The sequence below is a fragment of the Dysgonomonas sp. 37-18 genome (assembly GCF_001899125.1).
Classification (GTDB): domain Bacteria; phylum Bacteroidota; class Bacteroidia; order Bacteroidales; family Dysgonomonadaceae; genus Dysgonomonas.
On record NZ_MKVC01000047.1, the window covers coordinates 170,997 to 195,899 of the forward strand.

General features: G+C 35.4%; 20 protein-coding genes and 3 pseudogenes. 5 read left to right on the forward strand and 18 right to left on the reverse strand.

Annotated features, from left to right (window positions below; all coding sequences use genetic code 11):
* Window positions 1-3: 3 nt before the first annotated feature.
* The 18 genes and pseudogenes from rfbC to BGO84_RS17945 form a co-directional block, all read right to left on the reverse strand.
* On the reverse strand, window positions 4-594 hold the full coding sequence (gene rfbC / locus BGO84_RS17860) for a dTDP-4-dehydrorhamnose 3,5-epimerase (RefSeq protein WP_283687557.1): 591 nt from the start codon (window positions 592-594) through the stop codon (window positions 4-6).
* 6 nt (window positions 595-600) lie between these two features.
* A complete protein-coding gene (gene rfbA, locus BGO84_RS17865) occupies window positions 601-1,485 on the reverse strand; it encodes a glucose-1-phosphate thymidylyltransferase RfbA (protein WP_135105964.1) in 885 nt (294 codons plus the stop codon).
* Window positions 1,486-1,537: 52 nt separating this feature from the next.
* Window positions 1,538-3,952 (reverse strand): polysaccharide biosynthesis tyrosine autokinase, encoded by a 2,415-nt coding sequence (locus BGO84_RS17870; protein WP_291031184.1) that lies wholly within the window; start codon window positions 3,950-3,952, stop codon window positions 1,538-1,540.
* Between the two features lie 21 nt (window positions 3,953-3,973).
* Window positions 3,974-4,774 (reverse strand): polysaccharide biosynthesis/export family protein, encoded by an 801-nt coding sequence (locus BGO84_RS17875; protein ID WP_291031186.1) that lies wholly within the window; start codon window positions 4,772-4,774, stop codon window positions 3,974-3,976.
* On the reverse strand, window positions 4,771-5,928 hold the full coding sequence (locus BGO84_RS17880; RefSeq protein WP_291031188.1) for an MraY family glycosyltransferase: 1,158 nt from the start codon (window positions 5,926-5,928) through the stop codon (window positions 4,771-4,773). The genes BGO84_RS17875 and BGO84_RS17880 overlap by 4 nt, the downstream gene beginning before the upstream one ends.
* Window positions 5,929-5,961: 33 nt before the next feature.
* The gene (locus BGO84_RS17885; RefSeq protein ID WP_291031190.1) at window positions 5,962-6,495 is read right to left on the reverse strand and encodes a UpxY family transcription antiterminator; all 534 of its coding nucleotides are present in this window, start codon (window positions 6,493-6,495) and stop codon (window positions 5,962-5,964) included.
* Window positions 6,496-6,922: 427 nt separating this feature from the next.
* Window positions 6,923-8,130, reverse strand: a pseudogene (locus BGO84_RS17890) (site-specific integrase).
* Between the two features lie 874 nt (window positions 8,131-9,004).
* Window positions 9,005-9,826, reverse strand: a complete 822-nt coding sequence (locus BGO84_RS17895) for a glycine betaine ABC transporter substrate-binding protein (protein WP_291031192.1) — start codon at window positions 9,824-9,826, stop codon at window positions 9,005-9,007.
* The gene (locus tag BGO84_RS17900) at window positions 9,823-10,704 is read right to left on the reverse strand and encodes a proline/glycine betaine ABC transporter permease (RefSeq protein WP_291031194.1); all 882 of its coding nucleotides are present in this window, start codon (window positions 10,702-10,704) and stop codon (window positions 9,823-9,825) included. Before BGO84_RS17900 ends, BGO84_RS17895 begins: the two co-directional genes overlap by 4 nt.
* A 2-nt stretch (window positions 10,705-10,706) precedes the next feature.
* Window positions 10,707-11,924: a glycine betaine/L-proline ABC transporter ATP-binding protein gene (locus BGO84_RS17905; protein WP_291031196.1), complete on the reverse strand. Its 1,218-nt coding sequence runs from the start codon at window positions 11,922-11,924 to the stop codon at window positions 10,707-10,709.
* 5 nt (window positions 11,925-11,929) lie between these two features.
* On the reverse strand, window positions 11,930-13,099 hold the full coding sequence (locus BGO84_RS17910; RefSeq protein WP_291031198.1) for a hypothetical protein: 1,170 nt from the start codon (window positions 13,097-13,099) through the stop codon (window positions 11,930-11,932).
* Window positions 13,100-13,575: 476 nt separating this feature from the next.
* Window positions 13,576-13,944, reverse strand: a complete 369-nt coding sequence (locus BGO84_RS17915) for a VOC family protein (RefSeq protein ID WP_291031200.1) — start codon at window positions 13,942-13,944, stop codon at window positions 13,576-13,578.
* 90 nt (window positions 13,945-14,034) lie between these two features.
* Window positions 14,035-14,829 carry a helix-turn-helix domain-containing protein gene (locus tag BGO84_RS17920; protein ID WP_291031202.1) on the reverse strand — a complete coding sequence of 265 codons (795 nt, stop codon included), beginning with the start codon at window positions 14,827-14,829 and terminating at the stop codon, window positions 14,035-14,037.
* A gap of 89 nt (window positions 14,830-14,918) precedes the next feature.
* Window positions 14,919-15,779: a GNAT family N-acetyltransferase gene (locus tag BGO84_RS17925; RefSeq protein WP_291031205.1), complete on the reverse strand. Its 861-nt coding sequence runs from the start codon at window positions 15,777-15,779 to the stop codon at window positions 14,919-14,921.
* Window positions 15,780-15,798: 19 nt separating this feature from the next.
* Window positions 15,799-16,530, reverse strand: coding sequence for a DNA alkylation repair protein (locus BGO84_RS17930; protein ID WP_291031207.1), 732 nt, complete (start codon window positions 16,528-16,530; stop codon window positions 15,799-15,801).
* A 27-nt stretch (window positions 16,531-16,557) separates the two neighbouring features.
* Window positions 16,558-17,100 carry a GNAT family N-acetyltransferase gene (locus tag BGO84_RS17935; protein ID WP_291031209.1) on the reverse strand — a complete coding sequence of 181 codons (543 nt, stop codon included), beginning with the start codon at window positions 17,098-17,100 and terminating at the stop codon, window positions 16,558-16,560.
* A 167-nt stretch (window positions 17,101-17,267) separates the two neighbouring features.
* Window positions 17,268-17,590, reverse strand: a pseudogene (locus tag BGO84_RS17940) (RNA ligase family protein); the annotation flags it as partial.
* Entirely contained in the window at window positions 17,586-18,047 is a 462-nt protein-coding gene (locus BGO84_RS17945; protein WP_291031211.1) for a hypothetical protein, read from the reverse strand. The pseudogene BGO84_RS17940 and the gene BGO84_RS17945, both read right to left, overlap by 5 nt.
* A 326-nt stretch (window positions 18,048-18,373) precedes the next feature.
* Here BGO84_RS17945 and BGO84_RS17950 point away from each other — a divergent pair, with 326 nt between their 5' ends.
* From BGO84_RS17950 to BGO84_RS17970, 5 genes and pseudogenes are all read left to right on the forward strand, one after another.
* Complete coding sequence (locus tag BGO84_RS17950; protein WP_291031213.1) at window positions 18,374-18,778, forward strand: VOC family protein; 405 nt, start codon at window positions 18,374-18,376, stop codon at window positions 18,776-18,778.
* Between the two features lie 9 nt (window positions 18,779-18,787).
* A complete protein-coding gene (locus BGO84_RS17955) occupies window positions 18,788-19,729 on the forward strand; it encodes a WYL domain-containing protein (RefSeq protein ID WP_291031215.1) in 942 nt (313 codons plus the stop codon).
* Window positions 19,726-20,199, forward strand: a complete 474-nt coding sequence (locus tag BGO84_RS17960; RefSeq protein ID WP_291031217.1) for a GyrI-like domain-containing protein — start codon at window positions 19,726-19,728, stop codon at window positions 20,197-20,199. The genes BGO84_RS17955 and BGO84_RS17960 overlap by 4 nt, the downstream gene beginning before the upstream one ends.
* Window positions 20,200-20,282: 83 nt before the next feature.
* A pseudogene (locus tag BGO84_RS17965) lies at window positions 20,283-20,839 on the forward strand (ATP-binding protein).
* A gap of 147 nt (window positions 20,840-20,986) precedes the next feature.
* The gene (locus BGO84_RS17970; RefSeq protein ID WP_291031219.1) at window positions 20,987-24,808 is read left to right on the forward strand and encodes a two-component regulator propeller domain-containing protein; all 3,822 of its coding nucleotides are present in this window, start codon (window positions 20,987-20,989) and stop codon (window positions 24,806-24,808) included.
* Window positions 24,809-24,903 lie beyond the last annotated feature (95 nt).

Sequence of the window (24,903 nt, forward strand, 5' to 3'; positions counted from 1 at the left end):
TATTTATATACTTACGGATGTCTCGGTATAGTAATCGATGTTGTAATCAAATAGTTCAGTTGCATCCTTGAGAAATGGGTGCCGAGTATCCTTTTCAGAAAGAATTATATCTTCAGGAGCTACAATCCAATCGATACCAATCTCCGGGTCATTCCATGCAATAGCCCCCTCCGATTGCGGTGAATAAGAATTATCACATTTATACTGAAATACAGCTTCATTGCTGAGTACGACAAAACCATGAGCAAAACCACGAGGAATAAATAGCTGACGGTGGTTCTCACCCGATAGTTTCACAGCAACATGTTTACCAAATGTAGGCGAATTGCGGCGTATATCTACCGCCACATCCAATACTTCTCCTTCGATGACACGTACCAACTTACTCTGTGCAAAGGGTGGTTTTTGAAAATGCAATCCCCTTAAAACTCCGTAACACGATTTAGACTCATTGTCCTGCACAAAACGCACTGTGCGAATGGATGTATTAAATTCAGTTTGATTGTAGCTTTCAAAAAAGTATCCCCTGTCATCTCCGAATATCTTCGGTTCTAGGATCACTACATCTTTTATTTGAGTTGTTATTATATTCACCATTGCTTATTGTTCTATTTCTTCTATCATTTTCAGTAGATATTGCCCGTATTGATTTTTGATCATTGGTACAGCCAGAGTACACATCTGTTCTTGGTTAATCCATCCTTTTTGCAAAGCAATACTCTCAAGGCAAGCAATCTTCAAGCCTTGTCGTTTTTCTATAACCTCAACGAAAATAGATGCTTCGGCTAATGAATCGTGAGTACCGGTATCGAACCAAGCAAAACCACGCCCCAGAGTCTTTACTTTAAGGCTTTTATCTTGAAGGAACTTTTGATTAACAGTCGTGATTTCCAACTCTCCACGAGCAGATGGCTTAATATTTTTTGCGACGTCTACCACCTTGTTTGGATAAAAGTAGAGTCCTACAACCGCATAATTAGATTTAGGCTTCTGAGGTTTTTCTTCAATAGAGAGACAATTACCCTCTGAATCAAATTCGGCAACACCGTATCGTTCCGGATCATCAACCCGATATCCAAATACTGTAGCAATACCTTCATCCTCTGCGTCTCGTACTGCTTCCTTGAGTGATGCGGAGAAACCTGTTCCATGAAAAATATTATCTCCCAGTACCAGACAAGCTGCATCATTTCCGATAAATTCTTCGCCGATAATAAAGGCTTGTGCCAGCCCGTCAGGTGAAGGCTGTTCTGCATATTCAAAATGCACACCATAATCTGACCCATCGCCCAATAAGCGTTTAAATCCGGGTAAATCGACAGGGGTTGATATGATTAATATTTCTCGTATTCCGGCAAGCATCAATACCGATATGGGATAATAAATCATGGGCTTATCATAAATGGGAAGGAGTTGTTTGCTTACACCCTTCGTTATCGGATATAATCTTGTACCCGAGCCACCAGCCAATACTATTCCTTTCATCTTAAAGTTTTTTTTATTAATTTTCTATTATGTGTATATATAAGTCAGATCGTTATTTATCTCTTTTCTTTGTTTGATTATTGGATCCGTAATAACCATATTGATAGCCATAACGATATCCATATTTATGGTATCCGATACCACTGGTCGTACCATTCAGGATCAGAGCCATATTCTTGAAACGTTCTTCCTTATAGATGTTATTCAAATCGGAGAGCATGCTTCGTTCTAACAATCCTGCACGAACAACAAAAAGAGTTCTATCTGCAAGCCTTTCAATAATTTGGGTATCTGCTACAATATCTATTGGTGGACAGTCAATAAATATATAATCATATTTACTACGCATATCGTTTATCAATGTTTCTAAACGTTCGTCAAAGAGTAATTCTGTAGGATTCGGAGGAATGGTGCCCACCGGCAAAATACTAAGATTCGTATATTTCTCGTCGACAATAATTGTATCATATATATTATCGATTTGTTTCCCCAGATAGTCACTCAAACCCTGCTTCGGTGAATTAACAAAAGAGGAAGTAGAAGCATAGCGCAAATCACCATCTATAACCAATACTTTTTTACCTTTTATAGCCAAACTGATAGCCATGTTTATTGTCAGGAATGTTTTACCACTCCCGGGATTAAACGATGTCAAGATAATTACATTCAAATTATCTTTCTTAGCTGTCATAAACTCAAGGTTGGTACGTAAAACACGAAATGCTTCATTGATGACATCTTTATTTTCTTCTTTTACAACCACTTTACTCTCTTCAGGTTGTTTTTTCCAGAATCGCCAGCCACGTTTCTGTGGATAGAAAAGTGGAATTTCTCCGATAAAAGGCAAGATCAGATTATCCAAATCTTTCCGTCCCCGTATTGTAGAATTCGTATTCTCTCGAATAAATATTATCACTACCGGAATAAGGAGACCTAATACAAAGGCAACCAATAATATATTTCTTTTCTGAGGTGCTATCGAGTTCAAATTACCATAAGGAGAGGTTATCATACGTGTATTGTATGCAATAAAGGCCTGAGATAATTCATTTTCTTCGCGTTTCTGTAATAAAAATAAATAAAGAGCTTCTTTTACTTTCTGTTGTCGTCCTACAGAAAGCAAATATTTTGCTTGATCAGGGTTGGCTGCTATTTGAGCTGTTGTTTCTTGTTCGTTGCTTTGTAAATTCTTTGTTTGAGTATTTAAGGTTACAATCAGATTATCTATCGATGAAACAATTGCTTTACGCATAGATTGAAGAGACTGATCTAAGTCCACGACCAAAGGATTCTGTTCGCTGCTATTAGAGACCAAATTGTTCCGCTGCAATTGAATGGTATTGTATTCCGTTATTTGATTTTCAACGCTAGCACTCTCGATACCTGAATTTGCAGGAATCAATTGATTGTTATTTGTAGAAGTCATCAAATGGTTGCGCATATAACGAGCCATTGATAATCGGGTATTTAAATCCAACATAAGATTACTTGTCTCCCTCGATTGTGCCATATACATGCTGGAGGCGGCTTCTACGTCCGGCACCAAATTTTGTCTTTTGTAAGAAGAGATATCTTCATCCACATCACCCAATTCGCGTTCAATTCCACTCAAACGATCTGTGATAAAGAGGCTGGTACTAACTGTTATAAGGTTCCTGTCTTTCACCCAATTTTCTTTATAAACGGATATTAATGTATTCAATACATCTTCTGCCCGTTGTGTGGAAACATCTTTATACGAGAGATCGATAACGGTTGCTTTTTCCTCGCTTAAAGATGCTGTCAGATTCTGTTTGAATAAATCCGTAGCACTATATAAGTTAGTACGGGAAATATATATCAGAGGCATCTCATTTTTAGTGTAATACGAAGTTGGGACTACTATTATTTTCCCTAATGGGGTGTCGATCGTATCATTAAACTTGCCTTTGATTACGTTGTTAGCAATATCCTTATTATCAGATGTAAAGTCAGAGCACTCAAATGTCCCATCAGCCAATAATTTTATAACAAGCTCTACAGATTCATTATCTGCCAAATCGGCAAAAGAAACTGTGATTGGAAGATCTGGACCGTATAAGACTTTTTTGTAAAAGGAATCTTTAATCTGATAGTTTACATCCAAATGCAACCGCTTTACTGTTTCCAGAATAATAGAGGGTGACTGTATAGCGATCAACTCATTGTTTACGTTAGTATTGGGTTGAGACAGTCCAAAGTCAGCAAACATAGAAGCTACATCACTCGATATGGATTGACTTTTCGAGTCTTCTTTGATAAGGATAGACGCTGAACGAATATATATTGGGGGAGTTGTTAATATATAAAAAGTTGCAATACTAATTGTTATAAAAAGAGATATTACAAACCAACGCCACCTGAAAAGGCATAAGTATAATAAATCTTGTAGACGAATAAGATCTTCCGTCTGTTTCTGCTCTGTTTTATTATGTTGAACTGGAGTCATTTATGTTTATGTTTTCTTTTTTTATTTAACAATCAGTACAGTGAGTGTAGTTATTAAAGAGGCCACTGACAGCCAAAAAGAAGTGGATATAACATTGTTGCCATTAACGGTTGACTGACGTGCCCGTGTTTTATTAGGTTCCACATAAACTACGTCATTTTGTTGCAGATAATAGACAGGTGAGGCATACATATCATGTCCCGAATTTAGATTCACTTTATAAGGAACCTGCTTACCTGCCGTCTGCCGTAAAACGAGAACATTTTCACGTTTTCCATAAATTGTTAGATCTCCAGCCATTCCCAGAGCATCGAGTAAAGTAATTTTATCTCGTTCTATGTTATACCGTCCTGGAGTATTGACCTCTCCTAAAACTGAAATAGAAAGGTTGGCAAACTCTACAGTCACAACCGGATCTTTGATCAGGTTATTTGATAACAGCTGATTTTTTATATAACTTGCAATCTCTTCTCGAGTCATTCCATCAACATGTATTTTGCCTAATACCGGAAAATCGATTTCACCCGATGAGCTTACTGTATAACTTGATATTTGCTGATTTTGATTCAGTGATGGGCTTTGCGACTGTCCTACACGATGTGCCACGATAGGTAAGTTAAATAGTTCTGCTAACTGAGAGTCCTTGCTACTTATCACTATTGATATCTTATCATCTGTCTTTATTGTTATTTTTATCGGGTTCAGTATTTCCCCCGGTACACCTTGCTGTAAGTCTTGAAAGTAGCTAATATTTTGTGTTGATCCACAAGAATTTAAGATGATGGAAGCCATCAACACAAATAAGAAATGTTTTATTCTCATAATTTATAAATGGATTGTTTTTTGAGATTATTGTCTGTTTCGACTATAGAGAGCTTTAGTTCGTGCCTTTTTATTTTGAATGCCAGCCACATATTACCCAGCATCCATAAAATGATGTTGATAATCAAAAGTAAACTTACGTCAACATATTGCGATAGGATGATATTATACAAAGTAAATATTAACGATACTGAAATTATAATTATCATTGCTGCTCGCTGACAGATTCCTGCCGCCAGAAGCTTATGATGTATATGACTTTTGTCTGGCATAAAAGGATGCTTTTTCATACGTATGCGACTTATAAAAACTCGCATTACATCAAAGCATGGAATTATTAAAGGAGCAAATGCCAATACAGCGGGATTGAACGAAGCTGCAATATCTACGGGTTGGTTTAATATCTTTATACTAAGAATACATAAAATGATTCCTATTGTCAAGCTACCTGTATCTCCCATGAATATTTTCTTCCCATGATTAACATTGCCAAAGACGTTGTAATAAAAAAATGGAATGAGAGCTCCCAATGCAGCAAAAGCCAGCATCGCAAAAAGCCACTGTTCGAGGTAGATATAAATTAGTCCGTAAAAGAGCAAAGCTGCTCCACTCAGTCCGGAAGCCAGACCGTCAATACCATCAATAAGATTGATTGAGTTGATAACAAATACAATGACTAAAATAGTTAAAGGATATCCTACCCATTCCGACAACCCATAAATGCCACATATACCATACAAATTATTTATCCATACTCCTCCGGCAATTAATATAACGCCACATAGTATCTGAATAATAAATTTAGTACGATAACGAACACCTATCAAGTCATCCGCAATTCCAACTAAATAGAGTATTGTGCTGGCGCAGAAGCCAAACAATAATTCAGGAACGTTACTTCCTTCTTGCTTAAGAATATCCGGTTCCCCTAAAATAAAATCAAGACCAAGCAATAAAGAAATAGAAAAGAAGATAGCAGGATTGAAAGCTAGGCCTCCAAGCCTGGGGATCATTCCATGATGAATTTTTCTCTCATCCGGTAGGTCAAACAACTTTTTTCGAAAAGCAATAAGCAGAATATTTGGAATTAGTATCCATGCAAAAAACATGCAAAGAAAGAAAACCAAACCGATATTTATAATCCAGTAATACATTCTATGAAAATTAAATTAGTTAATTATTCCACCTTATGATATAACTTCAATCAGGTCAGTTTCTATCTCGGCAGTTACAACAGCAGCAATACCTTGTATAAGAACTACCACTCGCCTACTTCGCGCACCTTTCACTTTCACAAAAACACCTTCAACGCCATCAAAAGGACCACCAAGAACCCGCACTAAAGTTCCTTTTCTCAAATCGACTTCCTCTGGTTTTAGGTAAGTCATTTTTTCGTGGCAAATACTCGCTACAGCAATGAAGCGTTTCATTTGATCATCAGGAACTATAATTTTTTCTTTACTCCTCGAATCAATAATATACTGAAGGTATTCGGTTTTTGACTTGACCTGTTTAATAGCTGTTGGCGTGGCGTGAACAAAGATCAGATTCGTAATAGCAGGAACCAGTTCTCTTACTTTACGACCATTTTTCATAGTGAGTGTATAATGCATAGGAATAAAACTCCGAATGCATTCCTTATCCAATAATTTTTTTGTATCCATTTCTTTGCGGAATATCGCACGCATAGCGTACCAACTCGGAATCTCTTGCTTGTACATAAGAATGAATAGTGTGCTATTATCTGGAACTTTATAAGGTTTTATTTCAGATATGAGCATAGCTCTGGTTCCATGAAATATTACAATATAATGTATTCCAATTAGTTATAGATATAAAGTGTATAATACAGCAGATTTTTTATTTATTTACAACACACTTATGTGTTAAATAAAAATTCTCAATAAGTAGTTATGATCTCGCTGTATGCACATCTCTTGCTAAGAGATATGTTTTTATTGTATTAGATTATTTATCAAGTATATACGCAAACGGATAGAAAGCTTTCACTAAACATTTTTATATTTTAAATAATTTCCTTAAAAAAAGCTTCAGAACTATCTTCTTGTTTTCAATATTTTGTATACTTTTGCAGTATTAAACATATCTCTTAGCAAGAGATATCTATATTTAAGAATCATTTTAATACTACAATAGGGATTTAAGTATCATATTGTTAGCCCTATCTATTATAGATGTATCTAATGCTGCTAGATAGATCTGTGTGGTTACTTCTGAATCATGCCCCATTCCTTCACTTATTACCGTAACAGGAATATTCTTACTTTTTGCTATACTAGCCCATGAATGACGAGCCACATACATAGTTAAAGGAATAGATAGTCCTAATTTACTTCCAATAATTTTCAAATTACGGTTTATAAGGCAAGACGCATTCTTGTATTGACTTCTTTCATCTTTCTCGGCACTTTTAATAATGGGGAGTAAGTATGAAGACTCATTAGGAGGATACTTATCTACAATATCCTGCATACACTGCTCCCATTTAATAAATAGTTGCTGACCTGTTTTTTTTCTACGATAAGACAGCACTCCTCCACTAAGATCTTTCTTCTTGAGGTAAGCCATATCCACAAACGACATTCCTCTTGTGTAGAAACTAAATAGAAACATATCACGCACATAATCCAATGTTGGGTAAGGGGCCAGATCCAGATCTCTGATTTGCTTAATGACTTTAAAAGAAACTGCTCTTTTAATGGTTTTTTCAATGCCGGTATATACATATTTGAATGGATATTTCTGTTCTGTCAAACCTTTCTCCACACTACGATTATACACAGCTCGAAGTATCCTCATATAAAATGATGAACTATTCTGACTTACACCATTAGATCTTAGGTAAGCTTCATACTCTGTCATTAGCTCCGAATTAATGTCGTAAGGATATAAATCCTTTCCATTTCTAAAATGCATAAAACTATTTAAGGTAGTTTTATACGTCTCACTGGTTCTAATTCTACCAAATTGTTTGAGTCGGACAATCAACTGCTGCATAAAGACAAAAAAGGAAGTCCCTCGAATCTGCTTTTCAAAACTTGAGACAACTTCATCTACCGTATAAGAAACTCCTTTTTACTAAATACGTCTATAATATTTGCAAGCCTTTTTGTATCCCATACTATCTTTTCTTCTATAGACAGGAGATAATTCTTTCTATTTTCATCAAACAGAGGCAGGATAATATTTGCACCACGTTTGTTCCACTCACCAGGAAAGATTTTATAATCTGTATTTATCTGCCTGGTTACTCGATTATGAATAAGTTGATAATAGAGCGCACCTTCCCTATTTTCGACAATGGAAGGTCTGATTTTCACTTTTACTGATGTCATGATTTACTAATTGAAAACTAATTATTTATATTACTTTGCTTTGTTTTCTTTCAACAAATATGAATAGGCTAAAAATTAATCGCCTATTGACTTGAATCCCAATAATAGAATCTTAGTATATTTCTATACTATCCGATATACCTATTTGAGACTTGTCATATTTCACCAAAAGACACTGTTCACATATTGGAAAAGGAAATTTTGCTATTTTCCTCATCCAAAAATGTATAGGATGAAAACTTTTGGTTTCTTTTTATAACGCTCCTCACAGTTTAGCTTTTAATTGAATTTGAAGGATAGTTTAAATTCGCGATTGGCATACTGTTGCGATTATGTTTCTTGAAGGCAGTTCTTATTACTGTTCTTACTATATCTTTGCTTACTCCGATAATAATTCTATACATTTATAAAAGTCTTTTTGATGTCTCTATAACTGAAATCTCTTTCAATTTGTAAAACATTAGGTACAATATAATTTCGAAGAAACGGTACTCATTCAATCTTATTTATACATCTCTAAATTTATAATCAAACATAATCTCTGATTTTTTAAGATTAAACCGTAAGTCAAAAGGCTTTTTACAACCCATCAGAACAGCTTTTTTTCGAATCGCAAATTTAATACATTCCCTTGTCTGGATGGTTTATTTTTGGCTTTTTAAGATTTCTTTTTGAGGCCTATCAGTAAGTTTGTATTCATTTTTTAGCATCTCACATGTCTTTGCGGCTCGTTTACATAATTGTTGTTAAGGATGATTAATTTTCATTTACCATTAATCATTAATTGTTTTTGAAAATAGGAAATGCTCATTTTGCAGTATAGTGTAGTTTTCTTATTTGTATATGTAAAAGTTCCCTCCTCCACCCATCGTTTTTAGTACAGAAAAGTCCGGTGTTTTTCAAAAAACACTTTAGCTCCAATCTCAGGATTCTTATCCATACTTACATCAATTATCAGTTCGTGTAATAGCTTGTCTTCTAATTTAAAACTCTCAAAAAAAGCAGCAATTTCGGGCTTGTCTTCTTTAAACCCGCGCCGAGATATAACCTGAATATTATCTGTAGGATATATACCTTTTGGATCACTCAATTTTTTGAGTTCAAATTCAGTCCACATAAAATGTGGTTTCCAACCTGTTATTACAATCCACTCTTTATTTTTCTCTGCCTTTTTCAAAGCTGTTATCATAGACGTTTCGGAAGAGGAAATCTGAGAGTAATCGAGATTATAAGCGGTTATTGCTTTTTCTGTATTAGCATGGATTCCTGCTCCTGAAGCAATTCCATAAATTTTCTTGTCAAACTTGTCTTTATTTTCATTCAACTCTTCTATAGACTCTATATTAACGTAGGCAGGAACAACAAGCCCGGTTATACCATCGTCAAAAACAGTTCCTAATACATCTAGTTTATGCCCGTATTTAGCCCAATAATCTTTTTGTGTATGAGGAAGCCATGCATCCATATATATATCGGCATCACCACGAGATAGAGCTGTATAAATTGGACCCGGTTCTATACGCTTTAAGGTTACCGTATATCCTTTATCCTCTAACATAACCTTTGCCAAATATGTAATAGCGATACCCTCCGCCCAGTTGGGGTATAGTATCAGGACATCTTGCTTATGACGAGGCTCACAAGATGTAAGACCGAGCAATAAGACTGAGAGTAGAATGTATATTATCTTATTCATTTCTGTTCCTCCTTTTCTTTACCTAAAAGCTGTGTCATTCTATCTAATATAATCGCTAGTATTACAATACAAAGCCCTGCTTCGAAACCTAAAGCAACATCGGCCTGCTGAATACCTGCATATACACTTTCGCCCAGTCCTCCGGCTCCTACCATTGAGGCAATAACGACCATCGATAGAGACAACATAATTACCTGATTAATACCAGCCAAAATAGTCGTCATGGCTAATGGCATTTGCACTTTGAACAAAGTCTGACGTCTTGTACAACCAAAGGCAACAGAAGCTTCTACAACCTCTTTCGGTACACTCTTTATTCCCAGAGCTGTCATCCTAACAGCCGGAGGCAATGAAAAAATAACCGTGGCCAAAACACCCGGCACATTACCTACCGAAAAGAATAAAATTGCCGGAATCAAATAAACAAAAGCGGGCATTGTTTGCATAAAGTCTAGTAATGGGCGAATTATAGCATAGGCTTTTTTATTGTATGCGCACCATATACCTAGAGGTATGCCAATCATTAACACAATAAGCGTTGCTACCAATACCAAGATAAATGTATCCATTGTTTGTTCCCAAAAGCCCATCCAGTAAATAAGCAGAAGCCCTAAAACACAAAAGAGAGGGAATCCTATCAGTGTTGCTATATTGTTTTGCCAGTATTTATGGTTTCCTAAGGATTTCTTTTTAATAATAAAAGCGATCAGTGCCACAATAGCAATAATCATGTAGAACGGAACATACCCGAGTAATTCTTGTAACACATTAACGCTATTATCTATCATAATGGTTATCTGACGAAAGAGCGGTGCTGCTGTATCTGACAACCAATCTACAAAACGTTCTATATACTTACCTATATCTAGTTTATTCATATTTAACTTGCATTTTCTATTATTTCTTTAACAGCTTCTTCGTCATATCCTGTAACCATAGCTACTACATCAGAATATCTTATACAGCCTATTAGCCTCTCATTACAGTCAACTACAGCCAAAGGATATTTTTGATTTATAAACAATGGGAGCATATCCGATACAGAGTGATCTTCCATTACTTTAGGAATATCCATCAATATAGATTCCAATCCCTTTTCTCCGGCAGCAATTTTACGTTCAACATCTTTTTTTCTTACATAGCCCTTAAACTTGTTATCCTCGCTTATAACTGCCACAAATCGTAAAGTGTGACGCTCCATCAACCTCAATGCCGATGCCAAACCATCCTTACCTAACTGCACTCTTGCTCTAAATGGTTCCATTATTGTAGAAGCTGTTATAATTTTAGATAAATCAACATTTCCGATAAAAGCTTTTACATAATCATCGGCAGGGTTCATCAAGATATCCTCGGGGCTACCTTGCTGAACAATCACCCCATCTTTCATAATCGCAATAGTGTTTCCTAACTTTAAAGCCTCATCAAGATCGTGTGTAATAAAGATGATGGTCTTTTTAAGTTTTTGTTGAATATCCAACAGATCGTCTTGCATTTGTGATCTGATCAGTGGGTCTAATGCGCTAAAGGCTTCATCCATTAAAAGAATCTGAGAATCGGTTGCTATGGCTCGGGCAATTCCAACACGCTGCTGCATTCCACCACTCAGTTGATAAGGGTATTCATTCTCATAGCCTGACAGACCAACTATATTTATTATTTCTTTTGCTTTCTCATAACGCTCTTTCAGATTTATATTCTGAATCTCGAGGCCAAAAGCAACATTGTCTATTATTGTCTTATGAGGCAAAAGTCCAAAATTCTGAAACACCATTCCTACTTTTTTTCTGCGAAGATTTAACAACTTCGTTTTATTCATTTTTGTGATATCTTCTCCATCGATAGAAATGCTACCTGATGTAGGTACATTCAACATATTAAAGCAACGGAGTAAAGACGATTTTCCACTGCCCGACAAACCCATTACAACAAATATTTCACCTTCTTTAATCGAAAGACTTACATTATTCACTGCAATTGTACACTTTGTTCTTTGGTGAATTTCTTTTTTTGATTTTCCGCTTCTCAGCATTCTTAGAGCTTGCTTCTTGGCTGTTCCAAATATCAGAAACAAGTTCTTCATTTCTATTTTATTCATATTTATTATTGATTAAAATAATATCCTATATTTATATTAAAGCGACTATTCCATCTGGCATTTGCAGTCCCTTTACCTAGACCTTCTCCAAAGTTAGATGTCAGCCACGGTTGATTTTTACCCAAAGCGAAATCAACATACGTATATATGGGCCCCATAGAGAAAAGTGCTCCGGGAATAAGGTGTTGTATATTAAAATATTCTTTTTTATGTTTATCGACTATCGAATAGTCTATATATGGTTGTATATATTTTATAAATTTTCTGTTAATAGGTATCATATATGCTAATCCTAGAATATAAATATTTCCTTTCGTAGCCACATCATAAGCTGCACCATAAGCAGCCATCTGGAGGATGTCCAGTTTTTCTTTATTATTACCCTGAGCATTATAATTATATGAGATAAACTCTCCTTTAAAATTCCATTTATTATAATCAGCGACTATATGTAATGCAGTACTAGTTCCCCATTTTCGACTATTGAGTTCTTTATTATATATACTTCCTAGTTGTCCGGAAACGCCGAACTCAATATTTTCATTCAATTTATATCGGGCTCTTAAATTGAAGTGATCCAATTCTCTGATATTTGCATCCACCAGGGTATTACCGGCATAACCTGTAGTAGGAACCACAGCATAAGAATACCTGCCATTGCCAACATCATTATCCAAAGTATTATCCGAGATAGAACCCTTTGGAGCTGCTTGTCTGAAATAAGCAAAATCAAAGCGCCATTGACTTAATTGATATGATAAGCCTATTCCCGTATTATACGTATCTTCCAATCCCATATAATAGGGAATCTGGAACCACCACGAATGGGACGCAAAATCTCCTATTCCGAAAGGTTTTTGAAATACACCTCCTTTAATATACAGGCTCTGATCAATTTGGTATCCGATATAACCATGATGTAAGAAGTGGGCTTTAGAATCGGGATAGAAACGGTATTGAAAGCTTAAATCAAATCCTGATTTATTGGCATCGGCTGACAAATACCACGTATCGAGTTTTATATAGGTATTTAAAGCTTTATTACTTTTTTCATAATTCTCTACTGATGTGTTAAAACGAATTGCTCCACCCAATTTGAAAAAATCTTTTTTTCCCTGTGCTCTCAGAGAAGATACAAAAATGGTTATAGCGCAAATAAATAATATCCTTTTCATTATCTGACGGATTGATCATAAGAATACCTTCTTTGAAATAATCAAAGAAAATAATCATTTTTGAAATGCTATCTTGCAAAACAAAGGGGGCATAACGCTACTAGTTAGAAGTCATTTTTAAACGACTTGATACTACATTATGCGATATTAATAAATAGAATCCAGAGCATAGATACGACTGTATACCAAAGAATTTCGGTCTTGATTTTATTAAATAGTCAACTCTAGATTATTAGAAGATTTTCTCCTAACTGGCGACAAAGTTAACAAAAAACTATAATTATGGAAAGGATTTGCATGAATAATCAAAAAATAGGTTTCATTTTGATAGTATAGATAAGCATATTCTTCAGAAAAGCAAAGAGAGATAAGGATACTTTTTAGTAGTTTTTAATTTTGTTGAAAACTATAAATAAACAGAACTGGCAGAATATAAAATCTTACCAGTTCTCTCCTATAAAGATTTATATTTTCAGTTATTTATCCGAGTATAAACCTATACTGTTTCCTTCACTGTCGATGAATGTAGCAAAGTACCCTACCCCTTCGGCTTCAATCTTTGTTTTGGGGATAATCCTTTTACCTCCGTTTTTCACTACATTATCTAATGCCGTTTCGATACTTTCAACAGAGAAACTTATCAAAACCCCATCCTTTGAAGGGTTAAAGTCCGGCGCGTAAGATATAGCTCCGGGACACTTACCTGATTCTTCGGGAAAGAATGCCATTTTCTCATGACCGAAGTCCATAGCGTTAAAACTTATGCCCAGTAACAATTCGTAGAATTTTACAGCTCTATTGAAATCTACAGAAGGAATTTCAAAAAATGCAACTAGCTTTTTCATTTCATTTTTGATTTTTAGTGAATAAATATTGACAATACAAAGCTAAAAGTTGCATTTCCCTTATACTTGGAAAAAAAGGACATCTATCTTTTAAAGAGAAAAGTAGTCGGAATATGGATCACATATCGCAAGATATTCACCCGGAGTATATCCCGAAAAATGTTTGAATTCACTTATCAAATGCGATTGATCGTAAAACTCACAGATGTATGCAAGCTCTGTTAGATTTGTAGAAGGTTTGGTTTGTAAAATATATAGTGCTCGTTGAAAACGAATTACCCTCAGGAATTCTTTAGGATTCAACCCTACATATTCAGTAAAGATACGTTTGAATTGCTTATAACCTAGACAGCTGATACCAGCCAAAGACTCAATTCCTACATGCCCTATATTAACAGCATTTACTGCGGCTTGCATTCGCCTCAAATTATATTCTTTGGAATAAAAATATTGCTTCTTCAAGAATGATTCAATCATTTGGACGCACACTCTATTATCGTATGTATCGAGAAGTAGTTTACCCAGCTCCAATATTTCAATATTGTCGAGTAAGTCAAGTGCAATAGACTGTTCTTTAAATTCGTGCATCGGCTCTTTGAAAAACATGCGTGCTCCAAATGCATGAAACGTAACGCAAATCATATCAGTAATACCTGATTGAACGAGGTTGGAATATGTAGTAGATTGTCCACTAATAAACATCTGAGGTAAAGGACTATTATTGCACTCTATTGACAGGGGGCTTCCCCGATGGAAGAATAGATTGATGTTCCCGGTTGGTATTATACCTTGCACATCATTTGCCGCATTTGCTTTTAAGAACCAATAGTTCTTAATGTAAGGCGACAATTCAATACTGGGCTGTACAATTTCAAAAGAGTCCATCGTACAAAGATAGTTAACCTCAACTTTGATGAATTGTAAAAAAGGGACATTTATAAGCAAACTGAATCTATAAAAGGAAATCGTCGATTTTAGATTTTTCTGATCATTTCAAATTGTTTTCCTTTCACTTCAATATTCTTTGCTCTTATGAAATCTGTAATCGAATCACATGATACATCTGTATTCACAATTTTCAGAATCGAATTTTTATTCAAATTTAAAATCTCTTTTAGTAATAAAGATGCAATCCCTTGCCTTCTATATTTTTTGTCAACAGCTATTTGAGTAAGATCTCCCGATATAGGCTCGAAAACACAGTATCCGAGTATTCGTCCATCGACAAATACTCCCAAACAAATAAAATCATCAACAGTCCGCTGTATAGATTCAAAACTATTCTGCCACGAAGGAGTAAAATCCCAAAATTCAGTAAACAAATCCAATTGATCGGTACTTATCCGTTTAACAGAATATAAAGTATCTGATTCTTTTATAAGATTGCTTATATGCTCATTTGTTTGCATCGAATAATAGAATTCACGAGTTACTGCAAATCCAAGATTTCTGTATACGGAAACAGCTTTCGTATTGTGTTGCAACACTTCTAGCAAGTATTGTTTAATCCCGGCTTCTCTTAAAAATGGTATAGAATATTCAAAGACCTGAGTAGCTAAACCTTGTCCTCGATATTCTTTCAGAGTTCCTGTTCCCGTATCGTATGCTGTGCGTATTCCTTTAAAGTCTCCAATTCCATTTAAAGTAAAAGCAACTATTTTATCTCCATCAAATGCAGCAAATGACAATTCAGGATCAAATCCACGCCTTTTAAGCATAGTTTGGAGTTGTACCTTATTGATTTGTACTTCATAGTTGGCAAAAGCTTGATCAAATGCTTCATATATTACGTCGAAGTGTATATCTTTCAATGACTTTACTTTTATTTCCTTCATATCTCACTCAATATCATTTTCACTTTTTCATAGCTTCTGCTTTCATATTTGCGGGCATTTTTTCTATAGCATAACGTAAGGCTGTACGAGGCATTACTGATTTATGTTTCATCACATAATCAAACACTCTTTTCTGATAGGCTTCACTTTTTTTCTGTGTTTCGCTGGCTGCTTTCAGCATCCAACCATATCCCTTTTGTACCAAATCATCTTTATCTAAGAGCAATAGATCAGCAATTTCAAACACATCATCTAAAAACAGGCCTTTACGGGCAGGAATAATCAATGTAACGGCTGCTGCCCGCTTTACCCAACGACTAGAAGATTTTGCCCATTTTTTCAATTCTGATATATATTCGGGATACATCATCACGAATGTACCGATAGTATGATTACAGAGAGTATCGCAATCAGCCCAGTTATTAACGTAGTTGTGTAACCAATATTCGAAAATCTCAAAATCAGCAGGTTCATATTGTTTATGTAAAGATTCTGCCCAAATGCAAGCAACAACCGATTCTTCCAAGTAGCCGGACTGCCACAGCTCTTCACACAAGTCGAATATCTCCTGTTTAGAAAGTCCCTTCATCTGTTTAAGGCTCTCCTTCGCTATTTTAGTGACTTCCCCCATTCGCACACCATGTACCTTAGCAGCTTCCCCTTCTTTGAAAAATCGAGAGCTAGTATTAAGTGTACTTTCATCAATACACATTATCAATGACTGACGAACCTGTTCTACTATATTATCCATTTTTAAATGATAAGCAATTAAACGATACTAGTTATTTGGCCTTTTAATTTCATAAAGAACATGCTTGCACAAAGGGTTCTGTTTTTCTATTTTGGGATGATCAAAATACCCTTGAAGATGCATACCAATTCGTTTCATTACTTTTTCAGAATCAATATTTAGAACAGAGGTAAATGATACAATCTTATCGAAATTTAAAATATCAAAGCCATAATTAAGGCATGCTGTTGCAGCCTCAGCAGCTAATCCTCTCTTCCAGAATTCCTTTCTAAATCTCCAACCTATTTCTACACATGGCGTAAAATAAGAGTCAAAAGTAGGGATGGAAAATCCGGTAAATCCAATAAATTCTTCCGTAGATTTTTCCTCAACTGCAAACAGTCCAAAATTATGTTTCTCAAAGTGTAACTTAATTCTATGTATAAAATCCAGAGTTTCTGAATAAGATAAAGTCTTAGGAAAAAACCTCATTACCTCCTTATCCATATTCATTGCTGCAAACGGCTCAATATCTGAATCTTTCCAATATCTTAATCTCAACCGATCAGTCGTCAAAATATAATCTGTCATTTTCTCTTTTAATATCAATTGATGATGATGGTTATGCTATTCTTTGAAGACAAAATATCTTTTTTAACTGATATTTATCCACAACAGATTTGTAAAACAAAGTTATCATAATTTTAATCCTTAATATCTTTCATAGTAAAAGAAATAAGTACATCTTTATTGTAAAGCTACTGCACCCATACCAACTTAGCCCGCTTCCGATTGCGAATCCAGTGCTTATCAGTTTTCACATGACCTTTGCGAACGTATTTGAAAACATTATGCATGAATTCCGAAACGGGATATTCTCCAATATTGCGAGAGACAACTCCAACTCGGGGACTCTAGGAAAATCAAATATTGATGCATAAAACATCACTTCTTCCCATGAAAGTCATTTAACCATCTGGCGCGCGGCGAAAATAAAATAATATTCTTCGATACGTTTAGACTCAATAGAGTGAACAGCATAAAGGTTTTCTCCCAAAAGCTCTATATCTCCTAAATCATTCTAAAAACATCTTATTTAAACTTGGATCAAAAAAAGACAGATTATATATAACAGATTCTGAGTAACCCTCTCTTGTAATCTTAGCGATCCATGTAATTACAGATGGACTAGTAACTACATGAGATATATCTATAGATACGTCCGGATATTTGCTCTGTATCTCCACAGAAGACGCTGACAAATCTTTAGTCAATATAGCATATTCTATTTCAAAATGTTTTTTATACGGTTCACTGAGGGACCCTATTCCTGCTATATTTTTAGAATCAGTTAAGTCTAGTAATACTCCATCAGCTTTGACAGGAATGCGGCTACCGTTAATAGTAACAGAGGTTATGCCAAGTAAATTGTAATCCGCCTTTTGCTCCGGAGCGTTATCTTCACTGCATGAAAAGAAGGTAAAAACGGTAAGAATTAACACAAAACAATGACACAAACTAACTTTTATATTTTTCATTAGAATTTATTATTTAGTAGTTAACTTTATATCTATAAATTATTGGATCTTAATCCAAGATTATTTTTTTAAATCGCACAAAATTAACTATTATTTAGTAAATAAACGTGAATTTTAATACAATGTTTCATAGAAACATTTATCATTCATGTAACTTACTGTTAGTGAATTCAAAAGATTATAAATACTAATTTTTAGTATTGTGTTCTCTTCTATATCTTTACTATACCTGTATATTTTTTACAATTGAAAAAACTTGCTGACATACTGTTGTCATAATGGGATGATACATTTGCATTGTAGTTAAATTTTAAAACATCAGAATTATGAAAATTAAACCTTACCTGTCATTTAATGGCAATGCAGAAGAAGCACTTAACTTTTATACCGGAGTATTTAATGGTACTGTCGAAGAAATTTTTCGCTATGGAGAATATCAGGCAATGGAAAGTCCTGCCGAATACAAAGATAAGATAATCCATTCCGATCTTGACTTTAATGGCTGTACTATCAGCATGGCCGATATTTTACCGGACACAAAGGCTAACTTTGGTTCTTTGGGACATACACTCACTATATTTTGTGACACAGAAGAACAACTGAAAGACATTTATACTAAATTAGGCATAGGTGGGCAAATAAAATGTGAACTTAGCCAACCACCTTATGCTAAACTTTATGCCGAAATTATCGATAAATTTGGCGTACTTTGGGCATTGATTATAGAGTAAAATGAGAACATGAATAAAGAATTAAACCGACTTGACCGCATATCGGCATTACTGATACAATTACAGTCACGCCCCGTTGTTAAAGCGTCTGAAATGGCAGAACGCTTCGACGTGAGCCTGCGCACAATATATCGTGACATGCATACATTGTCTGAAGCTGGAGTGCCGATATGCGGAAATTCGGGAGTTGGCTATTCTTTAATAGAAGGCTACAGGCTACCTTCGCTCATGTTTACCAAAGAGGAAGCGATTGCTTTCCTCACAGCCGAAAAAATTATCGAGCAACTTACCGATACCCAAAACAGTAACTACTTTCGTCAGGGAATGGATAAAATACGTGCTGCTTTACGATCTGTGGACAAGAAATATCTCTACGATATGGACGACAGTATAGCGGTATATAAAAGTCGGAATGCGGGAGAAAGTCTACCGAATATAATGCAAACGATCTTAAATAGTATAAACGACAAGTTGGTCATAGAAGTAGACTACACGAATGCAGACGAAAGTAATACCAGAAGAGCATTGGAAGCTGTGGGCATAACTTATTCATACCCTCGCTGGTATCTATCCGCTTGGTGTCACTTACGAAAAAAGTACCGAATATTTAGGCTTGATCGTATAGGCAACATAAAAACAACGGAAGATAAACATACAAAAGTTCATCCTGCTCTGGAATCGCTTCTCGGATGTGATGATCCTCAATGTTTGACCGAAGTTGTTTTACGTACAAGTAAAGAGGTTTCTAAACATTTTGCCGACCGATGCTATTTTATGGGACTGACCGAAGAGAAAGAACTTGCAGACGGACGGATAGAACAAACCTACATGGCTTACTCGCTCGAAGGACTAGCTAGATGGGTGTTGGCAAATGCCGATACAACAACGGTTGTTAAACCCGTTGAAATAAAAGAGATTATTAAACAAATTATTGAAAAATTAGACTTATGAAAATAAATAGCACAGAGATAAAAAATCTCGAACCGATAAAGACAATTGCAATTTCGCATGCAGGAGATTATTCAGGTATTGGAAACGTATTTGAGAAATTAGCCGCATGGGCTGGAGCCAATAATCTTTGGGAGGCTTCTCCTAAAATGGCCGGAGTTTATCATGATGATCCAATGAATACCCCTGTCGAAAAATTACGTTCGGAAGCCTGCTTGGAAGATCTTTCGGACATCGAACCCGAAGATGGGATGAAACGCTATACAATAACTGGTGGCAAGTATTTCGTTATGCAGGTAGAGGTTACAATGTCCGAATATGATGAAGTCTGGAAGAAGGTATATGTTGACATTAACGAAAAAGGATATGAATGTGACTCAAGAGACCACTATGAGTTATATGTGAGTTGCGAAGGTGATGTTCAAGATCCCAATGCCCCATGGATAGTAGAATTGCGCATTCCTGTGAAATAAACACCTTCACAACAAAATAACAATATATAGAATAGCTGTGTAGTATATGTTTAGCACAGCTATTTTTATATTATCTTTAAAAGATGGGAACAGAAACACCCTTAGTAGACAAAGACTATTTATTATTAAAAACTGAAGGTAAAGGAGCTTGGACTTTTGTTGAAATACCTGAAATACCTATGCCTAAAACATCTTTCGGAATGCTAAAAGTAAAGTTATGCGTTTTCCAATACACACCTAATGCCTATTGGAAATGGACATGTGGGTTTGGCTGTTAGACCTGAAATAAGGAAAAAGATAAAAAAGCAAGCAGGTGATATAGTACATATCACTATTTATGAGGACAAAACATCTTTAATAATCCCTCAGGAACTGGTAAGGGAAGAGTTGCCAAGAGTACACAAACAGCATTACCCGAGCTTGAAACGCTGAAATTTATTAAAGAGGGACGTAATATCGTATTTTGCGATAATCCCGGACCGGTAAGACACATATATCAATCGAGCTGGATATTAAAGGATAAATACTCGTAGTAGCTATGGCAGACAGGCTAACGCATAAAGCCTATCTTATCAACATGAATGGACAATCCTACAGGGTTAAAGAAACTAAAAAAAGGTTACAGTCTAATAAAGAATAAATATCTTTAACCAATCTCAATAGAGACACTTATTGGTATACTTTTCACTTACTAAGTGAACTAATTTTAAATTATATTATACATATGTATAGGGGGCTCTTATTTGTTTTTTTATTTCTGTCATCTTTGTCAAGCTATGGACAAAGAATGACTTATAGGGTATTTGACAATATTATGCTCAGTGTGGAGAGTAGCGGAGTTAATTGTTTTGCACAAGATAGCTTGGGAATGATATGGATGGGATCAAACAGAGGATTGTATAGTTATGATGGTTTTTCTGCTCAGCCTCATATATCGGAAAAAACAAATACGCAGGTCTACTGCATTACCGTTATAGATAAAGAATACTTGTATCTTGGCACTGATAATGGAGTACTCATTTACAATTATAAAAAAGACCGGTATGAAAATTCGGATGAGAATTTCCCTACCGATGTTCGTGCGATGTACTTAGATAATGGAAACTTATGGATAGGCTCCCTTAATGGATTATTCCGATACCATATCGCCAGCAAAAAACTTGAAAATATTCCGATTGAACAATCGGAGATCCCTCACAAAACTATTTATTCTATAATAAAATCACAAGAGAATATTTACATAGGTACATATAATGGCTTGTGCAGGTATATACCAAATTTGGGTAAATTTGAGAAAATTAATCTTCCATTAGATTCTAAAAGGAGTAATCAGTTTGTAAATACCCTCTTAGAAGATACGTCTCTCGGCTGTATCTGGATAGGTATGGAAGGAAACCTGTTGAAATATACTCCGACATCGAAGAAAGTAGAGTTTTTTAACTCTTTTCTTAACAACTCTGTGAAGTCATTAGCCTTAGACCAATCCAATAATTTGCTTGTAGGAACTGATAACGGACTTTATATTTACAATAAATATTCGGCGAATATACAACATATTGTACACGACTCAAGGAATAGCAAATCACTATCTAATAATATAATATGGAGTGTTTTTCCTGATAAGGAAAAAAATATTTGGTTAGGTACGGATTATAATGTTTCTCTATCCCGTTATAATGAGGCCTTTCAGTTTATCCCAATCTCTCAGATAACGGGAATTGGCGACGGCAACCGTTTTCATGCAATATATCGTGATTCGCGTGGTAATTACTGGCTAGGCGGAACAAATGGATTGATATTTTCTCCTACTCTCGAGAGTTCTGACGCTTCTATATGGTATCGCATGGATAATGTAAGATTTCCGATATCTCATAACCGCATCAGGTACATATACGAAGATAAAGAAAAAAATGTATGGGTAGCTACAGACGGGAGTATAAGCCGATACGATTATAATCAAAAACAGTTTGTACATTACTCCATTGTTGACAGTACACGTACCTATAATTCTAATTGGGCATATTGCATTTTCGAAGACAAACAGGAGAATTTGTGGATAGCAACATGTTTGGGCGGAATATTTGTTGTTAACAAAGAAAAGTTGAAACAGACATCGGGAACATATGTCGCTGAACGAAACTACACAATCAAGGACGGTCTATCCGGCATGTTTGTAAATCAGATAATGCCTGATAAAAACGATAATGTCTGGGTGTTGCTTTACAAAGACGGGGTCAATAAGATAGACTTAAAGCAGAACAAAATATCTAAAATTTTAATAGGGCATGGAATGCAAGATGAGACACCGAATTATATGCTTTGCGATGAAGATGGTTATATCTGGATGGGGTTTCCGGCTGGGCTTGTACGAGTTGATCCGAATAATAATGAAACGATTCTGACAAAATTTAATGAATTCGGAAACGGCCAAGTTCTTTCGATGACAGAGGAAGAGCAGCACATCTGGTTATCTACAATAGAAGGCGTATGGGTTGTGGATAAAAAAACATTTGAAGTGCAGAGGATGAATATAATTAACAAATCTTTCACTGCGGGATTTTATGATAAATCTTCTGCCAATATTTACTTAGGATCCAGTGATGAATTAGTACTACTTTCTCCGATGGTTCTTAAAAATGCAGAACAGAACCCTCCTGTAATTTTAACATCACTATATGTTAATGGAAAGCTATATAATCCTAATCCTAAGCAAAACTGCATTCGTTATGTAAATGAAATTAATCTGAATTATGATCAAAACAATCTGATCTTTGAATTTTCAGATTTGATATACTCTCAGGAAGAGAGCAATAAGTTTGTCTACAAGCTTGATCATCGAGACTCAGACTGGAATATTCTGAAAGAAAACACAAACCGAATTTCATATTCGAATCTGGAATACGGAAAACACAGACTGATGATAAGTAGGCTCGACTCGTACGGAAAACCTTCTGAGGCATTTACGTCTTTTATCATAAACATTTCTCCTCCGTGGTACTATACAATATGGGCTAAAATCGTATATGTATTATTGATTTTGAGCTTTATTCTATGGATTATAAATTTTTTAAGGGTGCGCAATAATCTAAGAATAGAACGCATAGAGAAGGAAAAAATGCTGGAGTTATCCAACCTGAAGATGAATTTCTTCACGAATGTTTCTCATGAATTTAAGACTCCATTGAGCCTGATCCTCGCACCTGTGAGTAAATTGCTACATGAGACAAAAGACTCGTATAAGAAGAAACAGCTCGAACTGATTCAGCGAAATGCATTAAAGCTAAATTCACTGATACGCCAGATTATTGATTTTAATAGAAATGACAGTATTAACTCAGGATTGATATTGTCTAAAGTAGAATTTGTAGAATTTGCTCGAAGCCTGTTCTCTATATATGAAGATGGCTATAAAGAAAAGGGTCTCACATTCACATTCACGACAAATAAAGACAAAATTTATATAGATATCGATATATTGAAAATAGAATCGTTGCTCAACAACCTGATTGCTAATGCCTGTAAATACACAGAGCAAGGCAGTGTGAGTTTAATTCTGAACTATCAGGAAAATAGACAGAGGTTAGTGATACAGGTCAGTGATACGGGTATAGGTATTCCGTCTGAAGAGATTCCATACATTTTCGAACGTTTTTTTAAGTCGTCAAAAACAGCAAAAGATAAAGAGGGTACAGGCATTGGACTACATCTGGTAAAAACGTATGCAGAGCAGCACAATGGAAAAGTGGAAATACAATCTGAAGACAATAAAGGCACTATAATTAATATTTCCTTACCTATTCCTGAAAATATAACAACAGAAGAAATACTTCCGATAATAGTCCATGAAAGTAACCGTCCTAAGATACTAATTGTGGAAGATAACCCTGAGATTGCCGACTTTATTTATCAGACACTTGCAGAAAAGTACCAGTGTGAAGTCAGTCACAACGGAAAACACGGACTAGACGCATGTATAAGCCTACAACCCGATCTTATTGTTGCAGATGTAATGATGCCTGTTATGGACGGTTTGGAAATGACTGCTCATATAAGGAAGAACATACCGACATCAACCATCCCTATTATTTTGCTCACAGCGAAGGATGATAAAAAGACAGAAATGGAAAGCATCAACCTGAATGTTGATTTTTTCATATCCAAACCCTTCGAGCCCGAAATACTTTTATCCCGAATAGAACAACTGCTAAACAGCAAACAACAATTAGAAAATAAGGTACGGCTTGAGGCCCTAGCATCACCTCAACCAATTAAAGCCACTTCTCCAGATGAAAAATTCTTATCACAAATTACAGAGATAATAGAGGATAAGGTTGCCGACTCTGATCTCAACGTAAATTCGCTGAGCACTATTTCCGGTATTGGTTCAAAACAAATATACAGAAAAATCAAGCAGCTTACCGGAATGTCTCCGGTAGAATATATCAGATCTATACGTATGAAAAAGGCAGCAATGCTGTTTAGTCAAAATAAATTTACAGTTTCGGAAGTGATGTATATGGTTGGTTTTTCCAATCACTCTTACTTTTCCAAATGTTTCAACTCTGAATTTGGAAAAACACCACGGCAATTTATAGACGATAGGCTATAATCCATTTATTGAGGTGTTAAAACTTTTCATTGTCCAATTTCTATCCATATCTGTCCAATTTGCACCTGCTCAAAATCTAGGGCCATAGTATATTT